The organism is Pyrinomonas methylaliphatogenes (assembly GCF_000820845.2).
In the GTDB taxonomy this organism is placed as follows: Bacteria; Acidobacteriota; Blastocatellia; order Pyrinomonadales; family Pyrinomonadaceae; genus Pyrinomonas; species Pyrinomonas methylaliphatogenes.
Genome location: NZ_CBXV010000008.1, coordinates 940,170 through 962,743, shown reverse-complemented (window position 1 = coordinate 962,743; position 22,574 = coordinate 940,170). Strand labels below are relative to the sequence as shown.

The window sequence follows — 22,574 nt, the reverse complement described above, 5'->3', positions numbered from 1 at the left end:
AGCGCCTTCCGGTCATTGAGAAACTTGTGAGCGCTTTCTCCACCGGCCTAAGCTGATCTGAAGATCCGGCTCAAGTTTGCGCCTGTCAAAAAGCCGCTACCGGAGCACAACACGTGGAGCGCAATGAGGTTGGACGAAATCCCCTCGCGGCGCCGCTCAGCGGCAAGCTGGAGGCGCCCATCAAGTAGCGGTCCACGTAGTGCGCGCACTCGCGCCCTTCGGCGATCGCCCACACGATCAGCGACTGTCCGCGCCGCGCATCGCCGCAAGCGAAAACGCCCGGGACGCTGGTCGCGTAATTTTCGGTCCTCACGTTGCCGCGCGCGTCGCGCTCGACTCCTAACTGGTCCAGCAATCCGGTCTGCTGCGGGTGGAGAAAACCCATCGCCAGCAGCACCAGTTCGACTTCGAGCGAAAATTCGGAGCCCGGAATCTCGCGCATGCGGCGATTTTCGTCCCATTCGAGACGCACGGCGTGGAGCCGACGGACGTTGCCGCATTCGTCACCTTCGAACCTCTTAGTGTTGATGCTCCATTCGCGCACGCCGCCTTCCTCGTGCGCCGCCGAAGTGCGCAGGATCATCGGATAGGTGGGCCACGGCATGGTCCGGTCTCTTTCGCGCGGCGGTTGAGGCAGAAGCTCGATCTGATAGACTTCCACTGCGCCTTGACGATGGGCTGTGCCCAGGCAATCTGCGCCCGTGTCGCCGCCGCCGATGATCGCCACGCGCTTGCCTTCAGCCGTGATGCGCTCTTCCGGCGGGATGTGATCGCCGGCGTTGATGCGGTTCTGCTGGGTCAGGTAGTCCATCGCGAAATGGATGCCTCGAAGCTCGCGCCCCGGAACGGGAAGATCGCGTGGGACCGTCGCGCCGATGGCAAGACACACGGCATCGAAACGCGCGAGCAACTCTTCCGCCGTGATGTCCACGCCGACCTCGACACCTGGTTTGAAGACGACGCCTTCGGCCTCCATCAACTCAAGGCGCCGGTCGAGCACCTGCTTCTCCATTTTGAAATCCGGAATGCCGTAGCGGAGCAGTCCGCCGATGCGATCCGCGCGCTCGAAGACCGTGACCCAGTGGCCCGCGCGGTTCAACTGCTGCGCGCAGGCGAGCCCCGCCGGACCAGAGCCGACGACCGCGACGCGCTTGCCGGTGCGCACTTCGGGCGGTTCGGGCCGCACCCAACCGCGCTCGAAGGCATAATCGATGATCTGCTGCTCGATCTGTTTGATCGTCACCGGCGGCTGGTTGATGCCGAGCACGCAGGCCGCTTCGCACGGCGCAGGACACAGGCGGCCCGTAAATTCAGGGAAATTGTTGGTCGCGTGAAGGCGCGCCAGTGCCTCTTCCCATCTGCCGCGATAGACGAGGTCGTTCCAATCGGGGATGATGTTGCCCAGCGGGCAGCCTTGATGGCAGAAAGGGATGCCGCAATCCATGCAGCGCGCCGCTTGCCGTTGTAACCGTTCCGGTTCCATCGGCAGATAGACTTCGCGCCAATCGCGCTTGCGCTCTTCGACCGGGCGACGCGGCGCGTTCTCTCGTGTGTACTTCAAAAAGCCTTTCGGATCTGCCATCTTCACCTCGACACGCTTGAATTAGATTGCGCCGCCGCTCCGCTTAAGCGGCGCAGTGTCGCTTCGACATTTAGACGAAAGCCGCCTGTTGTTCTTCTTTGAGTTCGGCGAGCATCCTCTTGTACTCGACCGAGATCACTTTGACGAACTGACGTTTGATCTCGCCCCAGTTTTCGAGCGCCGCTTTGGCGCGCTCGCTATCGGTGTAGAAGTAATGACGCTCGATGAGATCGCGCAGCGTCGCGAGATCTTCCGGGTCGGTCACCTCCTCGAGCAGGATGGAACCGCCGCCGTCGTTGACGCGCTGGGCGAATAGTCCGTCAACGTCCCACACGTAAGCGACTCCGCCGCTCATCCCAGCGGCGAAATTGCGCCCCGTTCGACCGAGCACGACCACCACGCCGCCCGTCATGTACTCGCAACAGTGATCGCCCGCGCCTTCAACTACCGCGCGCGCGCCGCTGTTGCGCACGGCGAAGCGTTCGCCGACCACGCCGCGCAAGAAGACTTCCCCGCCCGTTGCCCCATAAAGCAGGGTGTTTCCGGCGATGATGTTCTCTTCGGCGGGGCGACGACTTTCACGCGGCGGACGGACGATGATGCGCCCGCCTGAGATGCCTTTGCCGAGATAATCGTTGGCATCGCCTTCGAGAACGAGCGTGATGCCGTTGTGCAGAAAAGCGCCGAAGCTCTGTCCGGCGGAACCCTTGAAGTGAAGACGAATCGTGTCATCGGGCAAGCCCGCTTCGCCGTAGCGACGCGCCACCTCGCCGCTCAACATCGTCCCGACAGTGCGATTCGAATTACGGATCGGGAAGCTGAGCTCGACGCGCTCTATTCGTTCGAGCGCTGGACGACAGAGTTCGAGGAGTTGCACATCGAGTTGACGCTCCAACCCGTGATCCTGTCTCTCGACGCAACGCAGCGGCGCGTCTGGTCCAGCTTCGGGCATGTGCAAGAGCGCGCTCACATCCACGCCGCGCGCCTTCCAATGATCGATGGCTTCTTTCATCTCGAGCAGATCCACACGCCCGATCATCTCGTCGAAGCGGCGGAAACCGAGTTGCGCCATCAACTCGCGCACCTCTTCGGCGACGAACATGAAGTAGTTGACCAGATACTCCGGCTTTCCGGCGAAACGCCGGCGTAGCTCCTCATCCTGCGTGGCGATGCCGACGGGACACGTGTTCAGGTGACAGACGCGCATCATCACGCAGCCGAGCGAGATCAGTGCCGTGGTCGAAAAACCGAACTCTTCCGCGCCGAGCAACGCGGCGATCACCACATCGCGACCGGTCTTGAGCTGCCCGTCCGTTTGCAACACGACGCGCCCGCGAAGGCGGTTCTTGACGAGCACTTGCTGCGTCTCGGCCAGCCCCAGCTCCCACGGGATGCCGGCATGCTTGATCGAGCTGAGCGGCGAGGCTCCGGTGCCGCCTTCATAACCGCTGATCAAGATGTGATCGGCGTGCGCTTTGGCGACGCCCGCAGCGACCGTGCCGACGCCGACTTCGGAGACGAGCTTGACCGAGATGCGCGCCTGTGGATTGACGTTCTTGAGATCGAAGATCAGTTGGGCCAGATCCTCGATCGAGTAGATGTCATGGTGCGGCGGCGGCGAGATCAGCGTCACGCCCGGCGTCGAATGGCGAAGCTTGGCGATGTACTTGTCAACTTTGTGGCCCGGCAGTTGTCCGCCCTCGCCCGGTTTAGCTCCTTGCGCCATCTTGATCTGCAATTCATCGGCATTGACCAGATAGTGCGTCGTCACGCCGAAACGAGCCGAGGCAACCTGCTTGATTGCGCTGCGACGGTTGTCGCCGTTCGGATCGGGCCGGTAGCGCTCCGGATCTTCGCCGCCTTCGCCCGTGTTGCTCTTGCCGCCCAAACGGTTCATCGCAATGGCGATGGTTTCATGCGCTTCGCGGCTGATCGAGCCGAGCGACATCGCGCCCGTGACGAACCGTTTGACGATTTCGCTCGCCGGTTCGACCTCTTCGAGCGGGATGGGATCGGTCTTCTTGAAACGGAACAGCCCGCGCAGCGTCGCTAGGCGTTCGCTCTGTTCGTTGACCAGCGCCGCATACTCTTTGTAGACGCGGTAATCGCCGAGTTGGACCGCATGTTGAAGTTTAGCGACCATCTCGGGATTGATCATGTGAAACTCGCCGCCGCGCCGCCACTGATACCAACCGCCGGGATCGAGTTCAATCTCTTCGGGGATGTGCGCTGGCGGATAGGCGAAGCGATGGCGCGCCAGCGTCTCTTCAGCGATCGTCTCTAGTTTCACGCCGCTGATGCGCGAAGCCGTGTGCGTGAAGTACTTGTCGATCACCTCCTGATGCAGCCCGATCGCTTCAAAAATCTGCGCGCCGCGATAACTTTGCAAAGTGGAGATGCCCATCTTGGACATCGTCTTGAGCAACCCCTTGTTGATCGCTTTGATATAGTTGCGACACGCTTTGTCGAAGGTCAGCCCGTCGGGCAGCATCCCTTCGCGGATCATGTCGGCGAGCGTTTCGAAGGCGAGATAGGGGTTGACGGCGCTCGCGCCATAGCCGATGAGCAGACAGAAATGGTGCACTTCGCGCGGCTCGCCCGACTCGACCACCAGACCGACCGCCGTGCGCGTCCCTTCGCGGATCAGATGATGGTGGACCGCCGACGTCGCAAGCAGAGCCGGAATGGGCGCGTGCTCGCGATCGACGCCGCGATCCGACAGGATGATGATGCTTATGCCATCGGCGACCGCACGGCTCGCCTGCTTGCAAAGCGAGACCAACGCGGCTTCCATCCCGGCTGGACCGGTTTCGGGATCGAAGAGCATGCTCAGCGTGCGCGCGCGAAAGTCCCCATGTTCGACGTGGCGCAGTTTTTCGAGCTCTTCGTTGGTCAGGATCGGCGACGAGAGGCGCAATTGATGGCACTGTTCGGGCGTCTCTTCGAGCAGACTCCCTTCTTTGCCGATGTAGTCGGCGAGCGACATGACGATCTCTTCGCGGATCGGATCGATCGGCGGATTGGTCACCTGCGCGAAGAGCTGTTTGAAGTAGTTGTAAAGAAGCTGCGGGCGCTCGGAAAGAACGGCGACGGGCGTGTCGTTGCCCATCGAACCGACCGGCTCTTCCGCATCGCGCGCCATCGGCGCAAGGATCATCCGCAGGTCTTCGAGCGTGTAGCCGAAAACCTTCTGCCGTTCGAGCACGGTCAAATGATCGGGTTGATGCGACTTCGGCGGCGGCGGAAGCTCGCGCAAATCTATGCGATTGAGGTCGAGCCATTCGCGGTAAGGACGGCGGCGCGCCAGCCGATCCTTGATCTCGTCATCATCGACGATGCGCCCCTCTTCGGTGTTGACCAGAAGGATCTTCCCGGGTTGCAAGCGCCACTTGTGGCGGACGCGCTCTTCCGGCAGATCGAGCACGCCCGTCTCCGAAGCCATGATGACCAGATCATCTTCAGTGATCCAGTAGCGCGCTGGGCGTAATCCATTCCGGTCGAGCACGGCGCCGATCGAGACGCCGTCGGTGAAGGCGACCGCCGCGGGCCCATCCCACGGCTCCATCAAACAGGAATGGTACTCGTAAAATGCCTTGCGCTCCGGCGACATGAACTGGTGCTTGTCCCACGCTTCGGGGATGAGCATGAGGATGGCGTGCGCCAAGCTCCGCCCGCCACGCACGAGCAGTTCGAGCGCGTTGTCGAGCGTCGCCGAATCGCTCCCCGTTTCGGTCACGAGCGGGATGAGCTTGCGCACATCGTCACCGAAAAGCGCCGAGCGAAGCTGCGCTTGACGCGCGCGCATCCAGTTGCGATTGCCGCGCAAGGTGTTGATCTCGCCGTTGTGCGCCAGCATCCGGTACGGATGCGCGAGCGGCCAAGTAGGAAAAGTGTTCGTGCTGAAACGCTGATGCACGAGCGCCAGCGCGCTCACCACCGCGGATTCGCGCAGGTCCAGATAGTATCCGCTGATCTGATGCGCCAGCAACAGCCCCTTGTAAACGACGGTGCGCGACGAGAGGCTGCAAATGTAAAAGCATTCGCCCTGTTTGAGCGGTAGTTTCTCGGCGCGGCTCTCGATCACTTTGCGGATGACCAAGAGTTTGCGCTCGAAAGCCTCTTGATCTGTAATGCGCGCCGCTCGCCCGACGAAGAATTGACGGATCACGGGTTCGGAGGCGCGCGCTAGCGTCCCGAGCTTCGTGTTGTCAACCGGAACGTCACGCCAGCCGAGAAACTCTTGCCCCTCCTCTTCGACCACGGCGCGGATCAACGCTTCGCACAGCGCGCGGTCATGACGCTCGCGCGGCAGAAAGACCATGCCGACCGCATACCGCCCTTCGGCTGGAAGCGACCGCTCGCGCCGCAAGAACTCGTGCGGAATCTGAATGAGAATCCCAGCCCCGTCGCCTGTTTCGGGATCGCAACCGCAGGCTCCGCGATGCACCAAGTTCTCTAAAATCTGAATCCCTTGTTCGATAATCTTGTGTGATCGACGCCCTTTGATATCAACGACGAATCCTACGCCACACGCATCATGCTCCCATTGTGGATCGTATAAGCCATCGGGTGCCGGCAAGCCAAAACAGTTTGCGTCTTTCATGGTCACTTCTGAACTTCAAAAACTTCCCGTATCTCGGGTCTTCCCCGCTCGGAAGAGATCGCCCAAGTGAATAGAAGCAACAATGATAACAACAAATTGTCCGTATGGTTTCATTAATAATTTAAATCGCTTTCCGCGCATCGTAAGGTGTTGACTTAGTGCGCGGCGGAGCGTCGCGTTTTCCTCTGAATTAGGGCCAAATCGGCGGGGCGTAGAGGCGACGCCCCCGATCTCTTCGTCGATCGGATCGTTTAGGAGAGGGCGGATCTTTATAAGTTCTTTATATATCCTGAAAAGCGGCGCTGGCGGCCTGTCCGAGGCTTATGCCGCCGTCGTTCGGCGGAACCTCTCGATTGCACCAGATCCGAAGTGACGCGCATCGGTCGAGCCGCGCGGCGATCTCTTCGAGCAGCAGGGAGTTTTGAAAGACGCCGCCGGAGAGAACGATCGTCTTCGTGCCGAATTCTGCGGAGAGCGCAAGGCTCGCTTCTGCAACCGCGTGTGCGACGCTCGCGTGAAAAGCACGCGCGATCTCTTGAACGGGGCGACCGCGCCGCCAGTCGGCGATGATGTTTGCAAGCAGCGGGCGATGGTCCAATTCTTTGCCCGTGAAAGGGAAAGGGTAGGGTGGAACTGGAGGGCTTTGACGTGCTGTGTATTCGAGCCACATCGCCGCCTGCGCTTCGAAGCTCGTCTCGCGCGCAAATCCGAGCACGGCGGCCACCGCATCGAAGAGGCGTCCCATAGATGTCGTCGGGAAAGAGCGCACGTTCTTTCGCGCCAAACTCAACGCGAGAGCGAATCTGCGTCCGAGCTGATCGCTGAGGGGCGAAAGCATTGCGTCGTCGAACGCGGCGAGGAAACCGGCGGCAGCCTGACTGGGCCAGCGAGCGGCGGCATCGCCGCCGGGCAGCGACGCCGCGCGTAAATGGGCGACCCTCTTGAAACCTTCGCGCAGGCTTCCGGCGAAGATCTCGCCGCCCCAAATGGCGCCGTCATCGCCGTAGCCTGTGCCGTCGAACGCGAAACCGATGACGCGCGTCTCCCACGCTTCGCGCTCGGCCAGCACGCTCGCGACGTGCGCGCGATGATGTTGCACGGGGATCACCGTGCTCGCGCGACCGACGGCGTATTCGGTCGAAAAATACTGCGGATGCGCATCGTGCGCGATCACCAGATCGCGTTCGTCCACCTCGTAGAGCGCGCACAGATCGCGTATCGTCTCAGCGAAAGCGCGGCGGGCGGCGAAATGGTCGAGGTCGCCGATGTGCTGGCTGACGATGGCCTGTCCGCGCACGACGAGCGTGATGGAATTTTTCAGATCGGCTCCGACGGCGAGGATCGTGCGCTTCGTCGGCAACATCGTTACCGTCGCGGGCGCATAGCCGCGCGCACGACGAAGCACTTGCGGCCCGAAAACCGTGTCGCGCGTGATGGAATCATCGACGCGCCGCGCGATGGGGCGTTCGCCGATGAGTAAGGCGTCGGCGATTCCCGCAAGGCGATCGCGCGCGTCTTCGTCCTCGTAAGCGATGGGTTCGCTGGACCGGTTGGCGCTGGTCATGACGAGCACGGGCGGCGCGCCTGCGGCGAACAAAAGGTGATGCAAAGGGGCGTAAGGGAGCATGATCCCCAGATCGCAGTTCTCTGGCGCGACGCCTTCGATCACCTGCCGCGCCGGACAGAGGACGATGGGGCGCGCGACCGACACGAGCATGCGCACTGCATCATCCGTCAGTTCGACGAGACGCCGTGCCAGATCGAGATCGCGCACCATCAGAGCGAAGGGCTTCTCTTTGCGGAACTTGCGCTCGCGCAACGCTTGCACCGCCGCGGCGTTCAGCGCATCGCAAGCGAGGTGGTAACCGCCGATGCCTTTCACGGCGACGATGCCCCCTCGGCGCAACAATCGCGCAGCCGCCGCGATCGGCGCGTCCTCGATCGTCTCCGCTCCGATCAGAAGCTTGTAACGCGGACCGCAACGCGGGCACGCCACCGGCTGCGCGTGAAAGCGCCGGTCGCGCGGATCGTGATATTCGCGCGCGCAATCATCGCACAGCGGCCACGCGCGCATCGTGGTCTGTGGGCGATCGTAAGGCAGTCCGAGCGTGATCGAATAGCGCGGGCCGCAATCAGTGCAGTTGATGTAAGGGTAGCGGAAACGCCGGTCGCGCGGGTCGAACAACTCGCGCAAACAAGCTTCGCAGATCGCCAGATCGGGCGAGACGCGCACCGTCGGGTGATCACGTTTTTCGCTCTCGCGAATGCTGAACCCGGCGCAACCGCAGGGTTGAACGCGCTCCGTTTCGATTGCGGCGATGCGCGCGGCTGAGGGCGGGCGCTTTTCGAGCGCGGCCAAGAACAGCTCGATGCGCGCGGCTTCTCCTTCAAGATGGATCTCGACGCCCTGTTCGCCGTTGAGCACCCATCCCGCAAGTCCCAAGCGCGTGGCTTCGCGGTAGACGAACGGGCGAAAGCCGACCCCTTGAACGACGCCGCGCACGCGAACGCGCACCGCTTGCTGATTCGTTTGGACTTTAAGAGCCATCGGCCATCGTCGAATGGTGAAGATGTACAGCGATCTCCGTGTTTAGCGATGGCAAGCAAGTCGAGAGTCGGATCGCCGCCCTTCCGCCTTTTGCGAAGTGGCTTTAGATGTAACAGCCACGCCCTTGCCATCCCGTCTGTATGACGCGGCCCTCTTTGACCAGCACGGGCACCATGCGATTGCCTCCGGTCAGCTCGAGCATGCGGCGCAAAGCTTCCTGGTCGAGTTCGACATCGTATTCGACGAAGCTTTCGCCGCGCCATTCGAGATCGGCGCGCAGCTCAGCCGTGTACGGACAACTTCGCGTGCCGTAAAGTTCCAACATCACTCGGCCTCGATCACCCTTCGATGTGATGAACTTTGGCCCGTCGATCGCTACGTTCCACCATCATCGATCATCCTCTCGCCACCGTTCGCTCAACCTCGCGCGGCGAGAGCGCTTTCAATCCGCCGAGAGTCGGTCCAGCGCTTCGCGCAGCGTGTGATAGATCGACGCTTGCGTCTCTTGAATGCGCGGGATGTAATCGCAACGGACGACGAGCGCGAAATCGACCAATCGCCGGCGGACGATCTCGCCGCCGTCGTAGCCGAGCAATCCGACGGTCAGCATGCCGCGACGGCGCGCCTCTTCGAGCGCGATGATGATGTTTTTCGATCCCCCGCTCGTGGAGATGGCCAAAGCGATGTCTTCCGTTCGCGCGTGCGCGATGAGTTGGCGCAAGAAGATCACTTCTTGACCGACATCGTTGGCGACCGCCGTCAACACGGCGGGCTCCATCGCCAGAGAGACGGCAGGGATGGGGCGCATCGCGCCTTGTGGCGGCATCACGCAATCGAGCACGAAATCGTTGGCGTCGGTCGCCGATCCGCCGTTGCCGAAGGCGATGATGCGACCGCCTCTTCGCAACCGTTCAGCCATCGCCGCCGCGCAATCGGCGATCGTCGCGGCGCACATCTTGGCTGCTTCGACGCGCAATCGTTCGTCTTCGCGCGCTTTGCTCAGGATGGACGCCGCCACTTCCGCCGTGACAGCGGCGAGGTCGCGCTGGTGACCGCCGAGAAATGGGTAGAGGAATGACGCTTCGCCCGCATCGCGCGGTGCGACTTCTCTGTGCTCGAAGAAGACGTGGACCGTCTCCCACAAGGTGTGGTAAAGGATCTCGATCATCTCTTGATGGATGAAGGGATCATCCGAAGGCGCAGCGGTCGCGTAATCCGCTCGCTGCCCGGGAAGCGCGAAGGTCAACGCTCCCTTGTTGTGTGCCTTTTGCAGAACGGCCTCCACTTCATCGTCCCCTTCCGGCGGGCCGAATCCCATCACCATATCCTGCGGTCGCGCGATGGTTTCGAGCCACGAGCCGAAACACAGGCTGAGATCGAGCGCGGGCAGGGCGCGTTTGCCGACGATGACCGGATGCAAGAATTCGACCGAAACGTGCTGCGCGTCGGTCGCGTATGGGCCGCGCCCGAAAGCGAGCAGACGCCCGCCTTCGAGGAAGCGCTCGGCCATTTGGCGACACGCTTCGGCTAACCGCATCGCTTCGCGCGGAAAGAACGCTTGCGAGACGCGATTGCGCTCCAGCAATCGTTCCTCGATCCAGCGATGGAGCATCGCTTCCTTCATCGCCCTTTAATCGTTGAAGATCGGCAAACGCTTCGGTTCATCTCGCGATCCACAACGCGACTGGTCCAGTGAACCGCTCAGCATATGCGCGGCAGCGGATCGCCGACGAGCATGTCAACGACGCGGCTGCCGCCGTAAGCCGAACGCGCGATGACAAGTCCGGCGGGCGCCTCTTGAATTTCGCCGATGAGAGCGGCCTCTTCGCCGCCGGGCGCGCGCCGCAAAGCTTCTAGCGCCGCATCCGCTCGTTCAGGAGCGACGATGGCGACGAATTGACCTTCGCATGCGATGTGCAGCGGATCGAGCCCCAAGATCTCGCACGCGCCGCGCACCGCCGGGCGTACCGGCACGCTCTCTTCATCCAACACGATGGCCACTTTCGCGGCGCGCGCCAGCTCGTTGAGCGCCGTCGCTGCTCCGCCGCGCGTGGGATCGCGCATCCAGCGAACGCTTGAAGCCGCAGCGTCGATCAACGCGCTGACCAAAGGCCAGACCGATCTCGTATCGGAGCGAAGATCGGCTTCGAGATCTATTTCGCCGCGCGCGAGCAGAACGGTGATCCCGTGGTCGCCGACTGGACCGGAAAGCAAGACCTTATCTCCGACGTGAACGTTGGATGGCGCGAGATGAAGGCGCGCATCCGTCAGTCCGATCCCTGCCGTCGTGATGTACAGACCATCCGCCTTGCCGTGTTCGACCACCTTGGTGTCGCCGCCGACGATGAGCACGCCGGCCCGTCGCGCGGCTTCGGCCATGGCAGCGATTTCGCGTTCGACGATGGAAGTCGAAAGACCGGCCTCGAGGATCAGCGTCATCACGAGCGCCAGCGGTTTTGCACCCGACACGGCCAGATCGTTGACCGTGCCATTGACGGCCAGCTCGCCGATCGATCCGCCGGGGAAAGCGAGCGGTTTGACGACGAAGCTATCTGCGGTGAAAGCCAGCTTCGCGCCATGAACTTCGAGATGCGCGGCGTCGCCGAGTTCGTCGAGGATGGCGTTTGAAAGGTAAGGCAGCAACAGCCCTTCGACCAGACGGCGACTCGCCTTGCCTCCGGCGCCGTGTGCGAGTTCGACGCGCTCATCGGTGAAACGCGCTGTTACGATCTCTGCGACCATCCTGCTCAACCCTCTCGCCGAACGATTCGAAGCTCTGGAACCTTCGCGCGACCTTCGACAGGTCAATCGCCTGCCGTCACCATCGCGTGGACGTAGTGGTAGTAAGCCGCGCAAGCACCTTCGGACGAGACCATGAGCGCGCCGACTGGATGCTCCGGCGTGCACTCTCTGCCGAACAGTTTGCAGCGGTTCGGTGGCAACACGCCTTTGAGCACTTCGCCGCACTGAGCCGCTTTCGGGTCTGTAACGCGCACGCCCGGGACAGAAAAGCGCGTTTCCGCATCCCATGCGGCGAACTCGTCGCGAAGCCGTAAAGCCGATTGCGAGATGAAGCCTAACCCGCGCCACTCGAAGAATGGGCGCACCGCGAAGACTTCGGCCAGCGCGCGCAAAGCGGGGCGGTTCCCATCCCACGGGACGACGCGCGCGTACTGGTTCTCAACCTCGGCGCGCCCTTGGTTGAGCTGTTTGATGAGCATGAGGATGGATTGCAACAGGTCCAGCGGCTCGAATCCCGAGATGACTACGGGCTTCCCGTACTCGCGCGCGATGAACTCGTAGGGGCGTGCGCCAATTACGGTCGAGACATGGCCGGGGCCGATGAAGCCGTCGATCCTCATATCGGGCGAATCGAGAATGGCGCGAATCGCCGGCAGGATCAACACGTGATTGCAGAAGACGCTGAAGTTGTCTACGTTCAACGAACGCGCGCGCAAGAGCGTGAGCGCCGTCGATGGGGCCGTCGTCTCGAACCCGATGGCGAAGAAGACGACCTGACGATCGGGATTCTCGGTCGCAAGCTTCAGCGCATCGAGCGGCGAATAGACCATGCGCACATCGGCCCCTTTGGCGCGCATCTCGAGCGGCGTCCCCCGTCTTCCGGGGACGCGCATGACGTCGCCGAAGGCTGTGAAGATGACTTCGGGACGTGCGGCAATGGCCAGCCCATCGTCCATGCGCCCCATCGGCAGCACGCAGACCGGACAGCCGGGACCGTGCACGAGTTCGATGTTTTCGGGCAACAGGCGCTGCAATCCGAAACGGTAGATGGAGAAGGTGTGACCGCCGCACACTTCCATGATGCGGTAGTGACGATCGCGTTCGATCACGCGCGCGATCTCGTCCGCCGTCTTGCGTATCAACGCGGGATCGCGGAATTCATCGACGTACTTCATGATCTTTCCTCGTCGAGGCGTGCGATGGCGACGCCCGAATGGACCAGCAAGATGTCTCCGACGCGGGCCTCCGGAGTGAAATCGATCGCCACCAACGCGCGCTGGCCCGAACCATTTTCCACCAGCGCTTGGGCGTCTGCGTGCAACTCAAGGACCGTGACCGGCACAGCTTCATCTTGACACGTGACGCAGCGCGGGGCGAGCGAATGACTCTCGCCGACTTGCGACGGCGCTTTGCTCGATCCTTCTTTCGCTCCTTCGGACATGATCCACCTCCGATCTGGCTTGTTCATCGTCACCATCAAGGATGGCGGCGCCACAAGATCTCGACTCGCTCTCGTCAAAAGGCCACCCTTTTGCCTTAGCTACCCGCTCTTCGATTCGTGATTGGGGCCCTCTCGGTCGCCCTCAGCTCGTTCGCCGAAGCTGTAGCCGCTCACCTCTTCGATTGCCATGCTCGCTTCGCCGAGCATTTCGAGCAAGCGCAACTGGTCCTTCGCCTGCTCGTCGCTGATCTTGCTCATGGCAAAACCGACGTGGATCAGCACCCAATCGTCTGGTTTGACGCCATCTTCGCGCAACAAGCCGATGTTGATCGTCCGTCGCACGCCTGAGACATCGACCACGGCGTAATGGCCCTCGTCGTCGAGCAGTCTGACTATTTGACCGGGGATCGCTAAACACATGCTCGAACCATGCTCCTCTCAAATCGAAATAGGTCGGGCGTGCCGAACTTCGCCGACTGGCGACGCTGGAAAGAACGAGCGCAGCGCTCCGAGCCTAGGCCGAAAGGGCGGAACCGGCGCGCGCTTCGTCGCGACGCTCTTCAAGGTAACGCCAGCACTCGATCATCCCGGCTCCGGTCTTCGCCGAAACCTCGAAGATGCGCATGCCGGGACGAACGGCACGAATGTTCTCCTTCGCCGCTTCGAGATCGAATTCAACCGCTGTCGCCAGATCGATCTTCGTCAACACGGTCACATCCGCCGTGTTGAAGATGGTCGGGTACTTGAGCGGTTTATCTTCGCCTTCGGTCACAGACATTAACACGAAGCGCAGTTCTTCGCCGAGATCGTAGCTTGCGGGGCAGACGAGGTTGCCGACGTTCTCGATGAAGAGGAAATCGAGTTCTTCCAGCCTCCAATCCTCGAGCGCGCGCTCGATCATCGCCGCATCCAGATGGCACACCGTCCCGGTCGTGATCTGCCGCACGCACGCGCCGCTACGACGCAGCCGTTGCGCGTCGTTTTCGGTTGCCAGATCGCCAACCAGCGCCGCCACGCTGTGCCGACGAGCGAAATCGTGAAGCGTGCGCTCGAGGAACGCGGTCTTGCCCGAGCCGGGACTGGAGACGAGGCTGACGACATACACGCCGGCGCGTCGGAACCGCTCGCGCAACGCGCGCGCGAGCAGATCGTTCTGTTTCAAGACCTTCTGCCTGACTTCGACCAGACGCGGTCCGTTCATCATTCGACCTCCAGTGCGACGATCTCCATCTCTCTGCCTTGTACGATCTCGTAGGTAGGATCGCCGCACACAGAGCAACGCAGATCCTGCATCGAGATCGGCTCTCGGTCCGTTTCGCAACGCGAGCAGTGGACCACGACGGGAACCTCCTCGATGATCAAGCGCGATTTGTCGAGCGGCGTCCCTTCGCACGCGAGATCGTATGAGAAAAGAAGCGCGTCCTTGACGACTCCCGCGAGCGGCCCGAGGCGTAAGTGCACGGCGTTGACTTTGACGCCGCGCCGATCTGCTTCTTCGGCAGCAAGATCAACGATGCTTAGGGCGATGGATAACTCATGCATGGCTCACGCCATATCTCCAAGCAAGCGCATAACGCGCCCACTTTCTGACCCGGTTCAGGCCACCGCCGAACATTCACGCTTGCCGCGCGACGACCTCGAATGAGATGCGCACCTCGTCCTTGACCTTGATCGCTCCGCCCAAAGCGGTCACCGGTTTGATGCCGAACGCGGATTGTCGGAGCGAAAATTCGCCGCTCGCACGCAGCATACTTTCGTTGGCAAATACGCGAGCTTGAATCTCGCACGGGCGCGCGCCCCCGCAAAGCGTCAGTTCGCCGATGATCCGGGCGACGTAATGGCCCTCGAAGATCCTTTCGACCGCGATCTTGCGGCTTTCAAAGATTATTTCCGGATAGCGCTCGGTCTTGAGGACCTCCTCGCGCGCTCGCCGCTCGATCTCCGCGCGATCACGATCGTTGACTCCTTCGACGACTTCAAGCGAATCGGCCCGAACGCGCACGCGGAGCCGAGCCTTATCCGGGTGCGCGGGATCGAAACGCGCCTCGCCCGCGAGATCGCGGAAGGTGAGCGTCGGGCTGTGGCCGAAAGCCGAAAGCAACCCGGTGGCGGAAACGCGCACGGTGATGCGGCTCGTAGGCGCATCGAACAGATACGTCGCTTCACCTTCTTCGCGCCCGACGACTTCAGACATTTCGCGTCGACTCTCCCATAGCCGAACATCGATCAAGCGCGGATGACTGCGGGCCGAGGCTCCACGTCGAAGCTCGCGCCTCAGCGTTTCGACTCACATGGTGCTGATCTTCACGTAACGTTTGATGTCCGGATAGGTGACGATCAAGCCGGCGACGACGAGCGCCAAGGCCGCGCCGCCGAGCAACTTCCAGATCACGTTTCCAGATCCTCGCTTCTCGCCCATCTTCATCTTCCTCCTTTCCCGCTTCGGCGATCTTCCATCCGTTCGCCCTCGTGTGCGCTCTCGCGGGCGAACTCCGCGATCAACTCCTCGATCATACTCACCGCCTCGTTCGCCGCCGCTTCCACCGCTGGGCTCAGCCCCATGCCGTCGAAGCAAGCCGGTTCGCATCCAACCAGCAGGATGCGCGCTGGTTTTTCGCCCATCGCGCTGGCGAGCGAGAGCGCTTTGACGGGATTCATCCCGTGCGTTTCGATGTTCACCTCGCCCAACTGGTCCAGATCGGGTTGGATCGTGTAAAGCGTGCCGGGCTCTTCGCCGCGCGGGACCGCATCGACGAGGATCACCGCATCGTTGCGCTCCATCAACGCATAGGCCAGATCGAAGCCGCGAATCCCGAAATCCACGACGCGCACGCCCGCAGGAAGTTCGCGTTGGACCAATCGGCGGATCACCTCGCAACCGAAGCCATCGTCGCCGAGAAAGATGTTGCCGATGCCGGCGATCAAGATTCGCATTTCCCTCCCCCTGGCAGCGGAGTGCGAGGCTCCACCGGTTCGATCTCCTCCGGCGAGAAGAAGAAGCGGTGGCCCGGCTGTCGAAGCAGTCCTAGATCTCGCCCCGGATCATCGTCGATGACGACAGCGACCAACACCCGACCATCGTAGTCTTGTTCAATCGCTTCGATGGTGGCCGTTTTTCCGGCGAGCGCTAGATCGAAGATATCCGCGTTGCCCTGCGGCCACAGACGCACGCGATCGCCGGGCCGGACTGCGACGCCCCGCACGCATAGGCTGGCGAGCGGGGTCTTTGCTTCGATCAGTTCCCACTCCCATTCGTTCATCTTTTGTCCGTCGCTTCTTCGCCCTCGACGGGGCGCATTTCACGAATCGCCCCGTGCAACCGGAGCATCTGCCCCGCATGCAAGCTCTCGGTTCTTTCAAGCAGTGCGCGCGCTCGTTCATCCGCCGCGCGCGCCTCGCGCTTCTCTTCATCGGTCAGCGTCAAGATGCGAAGCGAAAGCAATTCGTCTATCTCCGTGCCGTCGAACAGGTCGCCCGCGCTCTCCGGCGCGACTCGCGGGTAATCGTAAAGGATGATCGGCGAGGCGAGCATGAGATCGCGCGCGCCCGGCTCTCCGACGAGCACCGGCCAGACGCCCACGTTACGACAAGCGGCGACATGCGCGCGCAACTCTGCGGGCGGATCGAGGAGCGAGATGAACTCGCCGCCTCGCACTTCGAAAATGACGTGAGCCGAAGCGAGCGAACGAAGCAACGCTTCGTCGCGGCTCGCACCGGCGCCGTCGAAAGCGGTGCGGTTCTCGACGCGCGCCGTCGCTTTGAAGACTCCGGCATCGAGCCGTTCGAGCGAGACTTCGACGCCGCCGCTGATCGCGTGTTGCCTTCGGATGAGCACGCCGACCGCTCTATCCGTCCGATCACGGATGAACTCGATTCGACGGTTCGCCGGAAAGTTGAAGGACGCGGTGCGAGGCGCTCCGAGCAGTTCTCCCAGCGCACCGAGAACGAGGTGAACGCTTCTTTCGACTGCTTCCTGCCAGGTGTAAAAGATCTGGCCATCGACTTCGAGCGCTTCCACTATCTCCCAACAATCCTCTCCGCGCTCGCCTATCTTGCCGACTTCACGCATCAGTGGATGCAAGAAGCGCACGACGATTCCCAGTTGCGTCCGCTCATCGCCGAGCAGCAGGCATTCAGCTTGCAGCGCGTGCGCATCCGTCCCCGATTGCATCGCGCAGTAGCTCGCCGGATAGAGCACGCCGAAGTTCCAGCGCTGCCGGTTCTTGAGCGCGGACGGGCGGTAAGGATACAGGATGTAACCTTCGTAAAGGATCGCTTTGACGATCGAATCGAGCATCTCGGTGTTCATCTCGCCATCCTTTTTAAAATCGGCTCCCGTCGAAAGAACCAGCCCGTCGCTTCAAGGCGATCAGTGAACCGCTTCGCCGTTGCCGTCTTCGGCGCGCGCCTCTTCCGTCACGAAGGATTCTTTCACCCCGTCCTCTTCTTCCGTTTGCGCAAGGAGCGATTCGATGGTCTGCTCCCAAGTCGCCAGTCCGCGCCGAGCCTTGTAGCGCCGCAATCGGTCGAACACGTCACGGCCCAAACAGACCCATGCGCTGTTCGGGTAGTAAGCCTCCATCATCTCGCGCCATATGCGCACGGGCAGAAGAAAGCGCGCCTCTTTCTCCCAAGGGATCTGCGCCACCTGCAAGGCCCCGTCTTCGTTCCGGTAGAAGACCGTCCCGCTGAACAGCAGATCGAGCGGCACTTCGCCATCCTCGAGCGCAGCGAAATATTTCGTCGCCGCGACGTTGAAATCGAACGTGCACGGCACCGACAGCTCGACGCTCGTTTCGCCGACGAACGGCGGGACGATCACGTGCGCGTGCGTCCAAAGCATGCGGCGCACGGTCTGCGCCCAACGCTCCGGTTCGCCGAACAACTCCGCGAGCGGCTCCTTCTCCCGCACAGCGTAGCGGCGGCGCGCCGGTTCGATCATGATCTGGCAACGGAGCGCGACCGTCTGGACCGGTTCTTCGCGCGCCATGTTCTCGATGCGCAAGGTGAAAGCGAGCTGCGGCGCGATGGCGAACTTGACGGCTTCCGCCTTCTGCACGCTGAAGATCAGCTCAGGCATCTGCCTCTCCCTCGCGCGAACGCTTTCGCAATCCATCGAAGAAGGCCGCGATCTCGTCCCACACGCGCGCTCCGCCGCCAAGCCCTCGCCAATGAAGACGGATCAGCCCGACGAGACGGTAGCATTCATCGATGGGAGCGATGTAATACTCGGCCTCACGCAGACGATTGACCAACAACGCTTCGACATCCGGCTCCAAACTCCGGAGCACCGGATTGGCTGCGACGATCGAATCCCACGCTTCGAGCGGGAGCAAAGATTCGGTCGGACCAGCTGGGCTGGGATAAAAGGCCACCACCCGATTCTGCGGCGTGCTTCGGAAGAAGAAGGCCAGTCCGATCGGGATCATCAGATCGTCCCACTGCTCGTCGGTCAGATCGAGATCGGGCAGAAAGCGGACGCGCTGCGGTACGCGCCGGTATCGAGCCTTGCCGTCGTTTCCGAACGATGTCGCGCAAACGTCACAGGCGCAAAGCAACCTACCGGTTGCCATCTCGATCAGGTGCGAATGTTGCGCGGTGAGAACGCTACCGCAAAGTTCGCATGTCTCATCGCCGCGTGCGTCGCGCCTTTCAATCAAACGGCGGAGCGCAACCAAAGGCTCGTTATTGCTCGATAAAACCACGTTCAATCTTAAATGCCTCGCTTCTTTCGCAAAGTGCACGCCCACCCAAGTCAGACGATCACGCTGGCAGCGCTATCTTTGCCCGCCCATGTTCGAGCAACAGCGGCAGCGGTTCGAGGTGTGGGTTCGCGCCGTCGCTCGCACGTCCGGCGCGAACCACATCGTAGCGTCGACCACACACAGGGCACACGAGCATCACGTCTTCGAAACGCGCGGCATCGAGCGCGCCGCCGCAAGCTGGGCATCGGTCTTCATAGGCGAAGAAGCGATCGTCCAGACGGCAGAAGAGGATGCGCCGTCCGCGCGCTTCGATGATGCGCGCGCTACCCGGCGCAAGCGAGAGCGGCGCTTCCACCTCTTCCCAAACGCCGTGAGTCTTCCGTTTCCCATTGGCGTTGCCCCGCCCGCTTTCGAGCGGCACAAAAGATGTGGCGGGTTGCGCGACGCCTTCGACTTCGAGCGCGGCGATCTCCGGCGCCGCTTCGTAGATCGCCGCTTCGATCGCCAAGCGCAGCGTCTGCGCCGACGAAGCGCAGCCGTGGCAACTGCCGCGAAGTCTCAAGTGAACCACACCATCGCTGATCCGCAGGAGTTCGACATCGCCGCCATGCGAACGCAAGTATGGCCGCACGCGCTCGATCGCCTCGCGGACGCGCGTCTCTTGGTCCAGCGGGTGAAGGTCGTAAAGCAGAAGCAGCGGACCGACGAGATCATCGCGCGCGAAAGCTTCGATGAGTTCTGGTTCATTTCGCCCCCAGACGATCTCGAGCAGCCGCTCAAGCGCCGCTCCGTGCATGCGCATAAGCTCTTGCACGAGTTCGACGGCGACGTCGCGCGCGCGTGCGTCTGTGAGACTCTCGATCCTCTGGACCAACTCTTCGATCCGCCGGGCGCAAGCTTGCATCTGCTGTTCCATGATCACTTCCCAAACGGCCCGAAGACGGGTGAATGACGCACTTCGAGCACCTTACCGCCGCCCAGATACATGTGCACGCCGCACGGCAAGCACGGATCGAAGCTGCGGACGGCGCGCATGATGTCGATGCCTTTGAACTTGTCCGGCCCGTTCTCTTCGAAGATGGGCGTGTTCTGCACGGCATCCTCGTATGGGCCGGGCGTGCCGTAGATGTCGCGCGGGCTGGCGTTCCACGGCGTCGGCGGATATGGATGATAGTTGGCGATCTTGCCGTCGCGGATCACCACATGATGCGAAAGCACACCGCGCACGGCTTCGTGGAATCCGCAGCCGATGGCTTCATCCGGCACCTTGAACTCGGACCATGTCTTCGTCCTTCCGGCATGAACCTCGGCCATCACCTTCTCCAAAAAGTAGAGCGCCGCCGCCGCCGCGTAAGCTTGAAAGTATGTGCGCGCTCGATCCCGTTCGATGGCGTTGGACCACTTCGGGATCTTCCATTCGAACTCGACTTCGGGCTTGGTCGCCGTCTTCGGCAAGTAGATCTTCACGCTCTGCCCAGTCGCTTTGATGTAGCCGATATCGACTTTGCCGGCGAGCGCCGTCGCCCAGAAACGGGCGATCGGTCCACCACCTGTGTCGAGCGCTAAATAGTCGCCCGTCCGCTCGTCGTACCAGCGCGGCGACATGACCCACGTGTATTTGTCTTGAAAATCGCGCTTCTGCGGCTTCGGAATGGTCGTCTGGTTCCACGGATGGCGTTTATCGACGGGGTTGCCGAGCGGATCGCGCTGGACGAAAGTCTCGGCGTTCTCCCAATCCTCGTAGTAGGAACTGCCGAGCAGGATGCGAATGCCGAGATTGATCTTCACTAGATCGGTCGTCACCAGTTGACCATCGACGACGACTCCCGGCGTCACATACATCGCGTTGCCCCACTCGGTCATGCGCTCGTAGGTGTAATCGCACACGTCCGGGTTGTTGAACGATCCCCAGCAACCGAGCAGCACGCGCCGCTGACCGACACGCTCGTAGCCCGGCAACGCTTCGTAGAAGAAATCGAACAGATCGTCGTGCATCGGGACGACCTTCTTCATGAACTCGACGTACTTCATCAACCGGACCAGATAGTCGGTGAAGAGCTGAATCGTCGGCACCGTCCCGACGCCGCCCGGATAGAGCGTCGAAGGATGCACGTGTCGCCCTTCCATCAAACAGAACATCTCGCGCGTCAGACGGCTCATGAGCAGCGCTTCGCGATAGAACTCGCCGGTGAACGGATTGAGCGCCGTCATGATGTCGCTGATCCGGCGGTAGCCATGCAGCGCCGCGTTCGGCGCTTCGGTCTTCTGCGCCTTCTCCCACACGCTCGGGTTGGTCTCTTTGACCATCTGCTCGCAGAAATCGACGCCGACCAAATTATCCTGATAGATGTTGTGATCGAACATGTACTCGGCGGCTTCGCCCAGATTGATGATCCATTCGCCGAGCGCAGGCGGGCGCACGCCGAAAGCCATGTTCTGCGCGTAGATCGCGCAGGTGGCGTGATTGTCGCCGCAGATACCGCAGATGCGACTCGTGATGAAGTGCGCATCGCGCGGATCTTTGCCCTTCATGAAGATGCTGTAGCCGCGAAAGATCGAGGAGGTGCTGTAGCATTCGGCGACTTCGCGGTTTTTGAAATCGATCTTGGTGTAGATGCCCAAACTCCCGACGATGCGCGTGATCGGATCCCAGTTCATCTCGACCAGATTGCGCGTCGCGGCTGGCGCTTCGGGTTTCGTTCTCGTCATCGTGCTCATCGTTGCGGCTCCTTTCTTCAGTAGGTCCTTGGCCGGTAACCGGTCGTCAACTCGGTTCCGCGTCGCCGCCACTTCGGTTCTTTGTTGACGGTCGCGTTGGTGATGCTGCGCAAGCTGCGGATCACTCTGCCGTAAACGGCGGAAGCCCCAGTCGAAGCGCGCGCTCCCGGCGGTTCATCCATGAACGGCATGAATTTGTCAGGAAAGCCCGGCATCGTGCAGCCGATGCAGATGCCGCCGACGTTGGGACAGCCACCGATGCCAGCCATCCAACCGCGCTTCGGCACATTGCAGTTGACGACCGGCCCCCAGCAACCCAGTTTGACGATGCATTTAGGCGAGCCGTACTCGTTGGCGAAATCGCCTTGCTCGTAGTAGCCGGCGCGGTCGCAGCCTTCATGCACCGTGCTGCCGAAAAGCCACTTTGGGCGCAGTTGATCGTCGAGCGGGATCATCGGCGCCAGCCCCGCCGCTTGATAGAGCAGGTAAAGGACCGTCTCCATGAAGTTATCCGGTTGCACCGGACAGCCGGGCACGTTGACGATCGGGATGCCGGCGCGCGAGCGCCAGTTCCAGCCCAGATAGTCGGCCAGCCCCATGCAGCCGGTCGGGTTGCCCGCCATCGCGTGGATGCCGCCGTAGGTTGCGCACGTGCCGATGCCGACGACGGCGAAAGCCTTGGGCGCCAGCCGACTGATCCACTCGCTCGTCGTGATCGGTTGCCCAGTGGCCGGATCGGTTCCGAGCGCTGCCCAGTAGCCTTCACGCTTGATCTCTTCGTTGGGGATGGAGCCTTCGACGACGAGGACGAACGGATCGAGTTCGCCGCGCTCGGCCTTGTAGTAGTACTGCATGAAATCCTCGCCGACCTCGTAGGCGAGCACGGGATTGTGTAGGTGGACTTTGGGAAGCCCGGGGATCGCGCCGAGGAGCACATCTTCGATGCTCGGTTGGCTTGCGCCGGTGACAGCGACGGAATCGCCATCGCAGCTCAAGCCGGCCGTGATCCAGACGATGTGCACTTCTTTGACGGCGGGCGCATGTTGCGTTCTTCGTCCGTAGGGGATCTCTTCGGCTGCCATTGCGCTTGGTCTCCTCGGTCTTGGAAATATGCGGCGCCGAAAGGCGCGGATGGGGATTTGTTGCAGCAAGCAACCAAACCCCGCCGGATCGCGCTTTCGTTACGGGCCGGATTCTCTCGCGCTTCGGCGCCCGTGTCTATTCGTAAACCTACG

The 22,574-nt window shown here is 61.8% G+C and carries 21 protein-coding genes; all 21 read right to left on the bottom strand.

Annotated features, from left to right (window positions below):
• Positions 1–85: 85 nt before the first annotated feature.
• The 21 genes from PYK22_RS15340 to PYK22_RS15250 all read right to left on the bottom strand — a co-directional run bounded on the left by PYK22_RS15340 (position 86) and on the right by PYK22_RS15250 (position 22,421).
• A complete protein-coding gene (locus tag PYK22_RS15340) occupies positions 86–1,582 on the bottom strand; it encodes a glutamate synthase subunit beta (protein WP_083437905.1) in 1,497 nt (498 codons plus the stop codon).
• Between the two features lie 70 nt (positions 1,583–1,652).
• The gene (gene gltB, locus PYK22_RS15335; protein WP_041978596.1) at positions 1,653–6,185 is read right to left on the bottom strand and encodes a glutamate synthase large subunit; all 4,533 of its coding nucleotides are present in this window, start codon (positions 6,183–6,185) and stop codon (positions 1,653–1,655) included.
• Positions 6,186–6,465: 280 nt separating this feature from the next.
• Entirely contained in the window at positions 6,466–8,733 is a 2,268-nt protein-coding gene (hypF, locus tag PYK22_RS15330; protein ID WP_041978594.1) for a carbamoyltransferase HypF, read from the bottom strand.
• Between the two features lie 103 nt (positions 8,734–8,836).
• On the bottom strand, positions 8,837–9,058 hold the full coding sequence (locus tag PYK22_RS15325) for a Uxx-star family glutaredoxin-like (seleno)protein (RefSeq protein WP_041978592.1): 222 nt from the start codon (positions 9,056–9,058) through the stop codon (positions 8,837–8,839).
• Between the two features lie 117 nt (positions 9,059–9,175).
• A complete protein-coding gene (locus tag PYK22_RS15320) occupies positions 9,176–10,357 on the bottom strand; it encodes an SIS domain-containing protein (RefSeq protein WP_041978589.1) in 1,182 nt (393 codons plus the stop codon).
• Between the two features lie 77 nt (positions 10,358–10,434).
• Complete coding sequence (gene hypE / locus PYK22_RS15315) at positions 10,435–11,475, bottom strand: hydrogenase expression/formation protein HypE (protein ID WP_041978587.1); 1,041 nt, start codon at positions 11,473–11,475, stop codon at positions 10,435–10,437.
• A gap of 62 nt (positions 11,476–11,537) precedes the next feature.
• The gene (gene hypD / locus PYK22_RS15310; RefSeq protein WP_041978585.1) at positions 11,538–12,650 is read right to left on the bottom strand and encodes a hydrogenase formation protein HypD; all 1,113 of its coding nucleotides are present in this window, start codon (positions 12,648–12,650) and stop codon (positions 11,538–11,540) included.
• On the bottom strand, positions 12,647–12,916 hold the full coding sequence (locus PYK22_RS15305; RefSeq protein ID WP_041979302.1) for a HypC/HybG/HupF family hydrogenase formation chaperone: 270 nt from the start codon (positions 12,914–12,916) through the stop codon (positions 12,647–12,649). The genes hypD and PYK22_RS15305 overlap by 4 nt, the downstream gene beginning before the upstream one ends.
• 99 nt (positions 12,917–13,015) lie before the next feature.
• Positions 13,016–13,336, bottom strand: a complete 321-nt coding sequence (locus PYK22_RS15300; protein WP_041978583.1) for a HypC/HybG/HupF family hydrogenase formation chaperone — start codon at positions 13,334–13,336, stop codon at positions 13,016–13,018.
• Between the two features lie 94 nt (positions 13,337–13,430).
• Positions 13,431–14,120, bottom strand: coding sequence for a hydrogenase nickel incorporation protein HypB (gene hypB / locus PYK22_RS15295; RefSeq protein WP_041978581.1), 690 nt, complete (start codon positions 14,118–14,120; stop codon positions 13,431–13,433).
• Positions 14,117–14,458 (bottom strand): hydrogenase maturation nickel metallochaperone HypA/HybF, encoded by a 342-nt coding sequence (locus PYK22_RS15290; RefSeq protein ID WP_041978579.1) that lies wholly within the window; start codon positions 14,456–14,458, stop codon positions 14,117–14,119. The genes hypB and PYK22_RS15290 overlap by 4 nt, the downstream gene beginning before the upstream one ends.
• A 73-nt stretch (positions 14,459–14,531) precedes the next feature.
• A complete protein-coding gene (locus PYK22_RS15285) occupies positions 14,532–15,110 on the bottom strand; it encodes a YceI family protein (RefSeq protein ID WP_041978578.1) in 579 nt (192 codons plus the stop codon).
• 93 nt (positions 15,111–15,203) lie between these two features.
• A complete protein-coding gene (locus PYK22_RS18220; RefSeq protein WP_268871527.1) occupies positions 15,204–15,335 on the bottom strand; it encodes a DUF6893 family small protein in 132 nt (43 codons plus the stop codon).
• 2 nt (positions 15,336–15,337) lie between these two features.
• Positions 15,338–15,850, bottom strand: coding sequence for a hydrogenase maturation protease (locus PYK22_RS15280; RefSeq protein ID WP_041978576.1), 513 nt, complete (start codon positions 15,848–15,850; stop codon positions 15,338–15,340).
• On the bottom strand, positions 15,838–16,176 hold the full coding sequence (locus PYK22_RS17040; RefSeq protein ID WP_060635755.1) for a hypothetical protein: 339 nt from the start codon (positions 16,174–16,176) through the stop codon (positions 15,838–15,840). The genes PYK22_RS15280 and PYK22_RS17040 overlap by 13 nt, the downstream gene beginning before the upstream one ends.
• Complete coding sequence (locus PYK22_RS15275; protein ID WP_060635754.1) at positions 16,173–17,225, bottom strand: hypothetical protein; 1,053 nt, start codon at positions 17,223–17,225, stop codon at positions 16,173–16,175. The genes PYK22_RS17040 and PYK22_RS15275 overlap by 4 nt, the downstream gene beginning before the upstream one ends.
• 60 nt (positions 17,226–17,285) lie before the next feature.
• Entirely contained in the window at positions 17,286–17,996 is a 711-nt protein-coding gene (locus tag PYK22_RS15270; protein ID WP_041978573.1) for a DUF6084 family protein, read from the bottom strand.
• On the bottom strand, positions 17,989–18,621 hold the full coding sequence (locus tag PYK22_RS15265) for a DUF5947 family protein (RefSeq protein WP_235789176.1): 633 nt from the start codon (positions 18,619–18,621) through the stop codon (positions 17,989–17,991). Before PYK22_RS15265 ends, PYK22_RS15270 begins: the two co-directional genes overlap by 8 nt.
• Positions 18,622–18,679: 58 nt before the next feature.
• Positions 18,680–19,537 carry a NifU family protein gene (locus PYK22_RS15260; RefSeq protein WP_041978571.1) on the bottom strand — a complete coding sequence of 286 codons (858 nt, stop codon included), beginning with the start codon at positions 19,535–19,537 and terminating at the stop codon, positions 18,680–18,682.
• Positions 19,538–19,539: 2 nt separating this feature from the next.
• On the bottom strand, positions 19,540–21,339 hold the full coding sequence (locus PYK22_RS15255) for a nickel-dependent hydrogenase large subunit (RefSeq protein ID WP_041979300.1): 1,800 nt from the start codon (positions 21,337–21,339) through the stop codon (positions 19,540–19,542).
• A gap of 17 nt (positions 21,340–21,356) precedes the next feature.
• Positions 21,357–22,421: an NADH-quinone oxidoreductase subunit B family protein gene (locus PYK22_RS15250; protein ID WP_041978568.1), complete on the bottom strand. Its 1,065-nt coding sequence runs from the start codon at positions 22,419–22,421 to the stop codon at positions 21,357–21,359.
• Between the last annotated feature and the right edge of the window lie 153 nt (positions 22,422–22,574).

Coding starts and splice junctions, on each gene's coding strand:
- PYK22_RS15340 (WP_083437905.1), bottom strand. CDS start 1,582: ATGGCAGATCCGAAAGGCTTTTTGAAGTACACACGAGAGAACGCGCCG.
- gltB (WP_041978596.1), bottom strand. CDS start 6,185: ATGAAAGACGCAAACTGTTTTGGCTTGCCGGCACCCGATGGCTTATAC.
- hypF (WP_041978594.1), bottom strand. CDS start 8,733: ATGGCTCTTAAAGTCCAAACGAATCAGCAAGCGGTGCGCGTTCGCGTG.
- PYK22_RS15325 (WP_041978592.1), bottom strand. CDS start 9,058: ATGTTGGAACTTTACGGCACGCGAAGTTGTCCGTACACGGCTGAGCTG.
- PYK22_RS15320 (WP_041978589.1), bottom strand. CDS start 10,357: ATGAAGGAAGCGATGCTCCATCGCTGGATCGAGGAACGATTGCTGGAG.
- hypE (WP_041978587.1), bottom strand. CDS start 11,475: ATGGTCGCAGAGATCGTAACAGCGCGTTTCACCGATGAGCGCGTCGAA.
- hypD (WP_041978585.1), bottom strand. CDS start 12,650: ATGAAGTACGTCGATGAATTCCGCGATCCCGCGTTGATACGCAAGACG.
- PYK22_RS15305 (WP_041979302.1), bottom strand. CDS start 12,916: ATGTCCGAAGGAGCGAAAGAAGGATCGAGCAAAGCGCCGTCGCAAGTC.
- PYK22_RS15300 (WP_041978583.1), bottom strand. CDS start 13,336: ATGTGTTTAGCGATCCCCGGTCAAATAGTCAGACTGCTCGACGACGAG.
- hypB (WP_041978581.1), bottom strand. CDS start 14,120: ATGATGAACGGACCGCGTCTGGTCGAAGTCAGGCAGAAGGTCTTGAAA.
- PYK22_RS15290 (WP_041978579.1), bottom strand. CDS start 14,458: ATGCATGAGTTATCCATCGCCCTAAGCATCGTTGATCTTGCTGCCGAA.
- PYK22_RS15285 (WP_041978578.1), bottom strand. CDS start 15,110: ATGTCTGAAGTCGTCGGGCGCGAAGAAGGTGAAGCGACGTATCTGTTC.
- PYK22_RS18220 (WP_268871527.1), bottom strand. CDS start 15,335: ATGGGCGAGAAGCGAGGATCTGGAAACGTGATCTGGAAGTTGCTCGGC.
- PYK22_RS15280 (WP_041978576.1), bottom strand. CDS start 15,850: ATGCGAATCTTGATCGCCGGCATCGGCAACATCTTTCTCGGCGACGAT.
- PYK22_RS17040 (WP_060635755.1), bottom strand. CDS start 16,176: ATGAACGAATGGGAGTGGGAACTGATCGAAGCAAAGACCCCGCTCGCC.
- PYK22_RS15275 (WP_060635754.1), bottom strand. CDS start 17,225: ATGAACACCGAGATGCTCGATTCGATCGTCAAAGCGATCCTTTACGAA.
- PYK22_RS15270 (WP_041978573.1), bottom strand. CDS start 17,996: ATGCCTGAGCTGATCTTCAGCGTGCAGAAGGCGGAAGCCGTCAAGTTC.
- PYK22_RS15260 (WP_041978571.1), bottom strand. CDS start 19,537: ATGGAACAGCAGATGCAAGCTTGCGCCCGGCGGATCGAAGAGTTGGTC.
- PYK22_RS15255 (WP_041979300.1), bottom strand. CDS start 21,339: ATGAGCACGATGACGAGAACGAAACCCGAAGCGCCAGCCGCGACGCGC.
- PYK22_RS15250 (WP_041978568.1), bottom strand. CDS start 22,421: ATGGCAGCCGAAGAGATCCCCTACGGACGAAGAACGCAACATGCGCCC.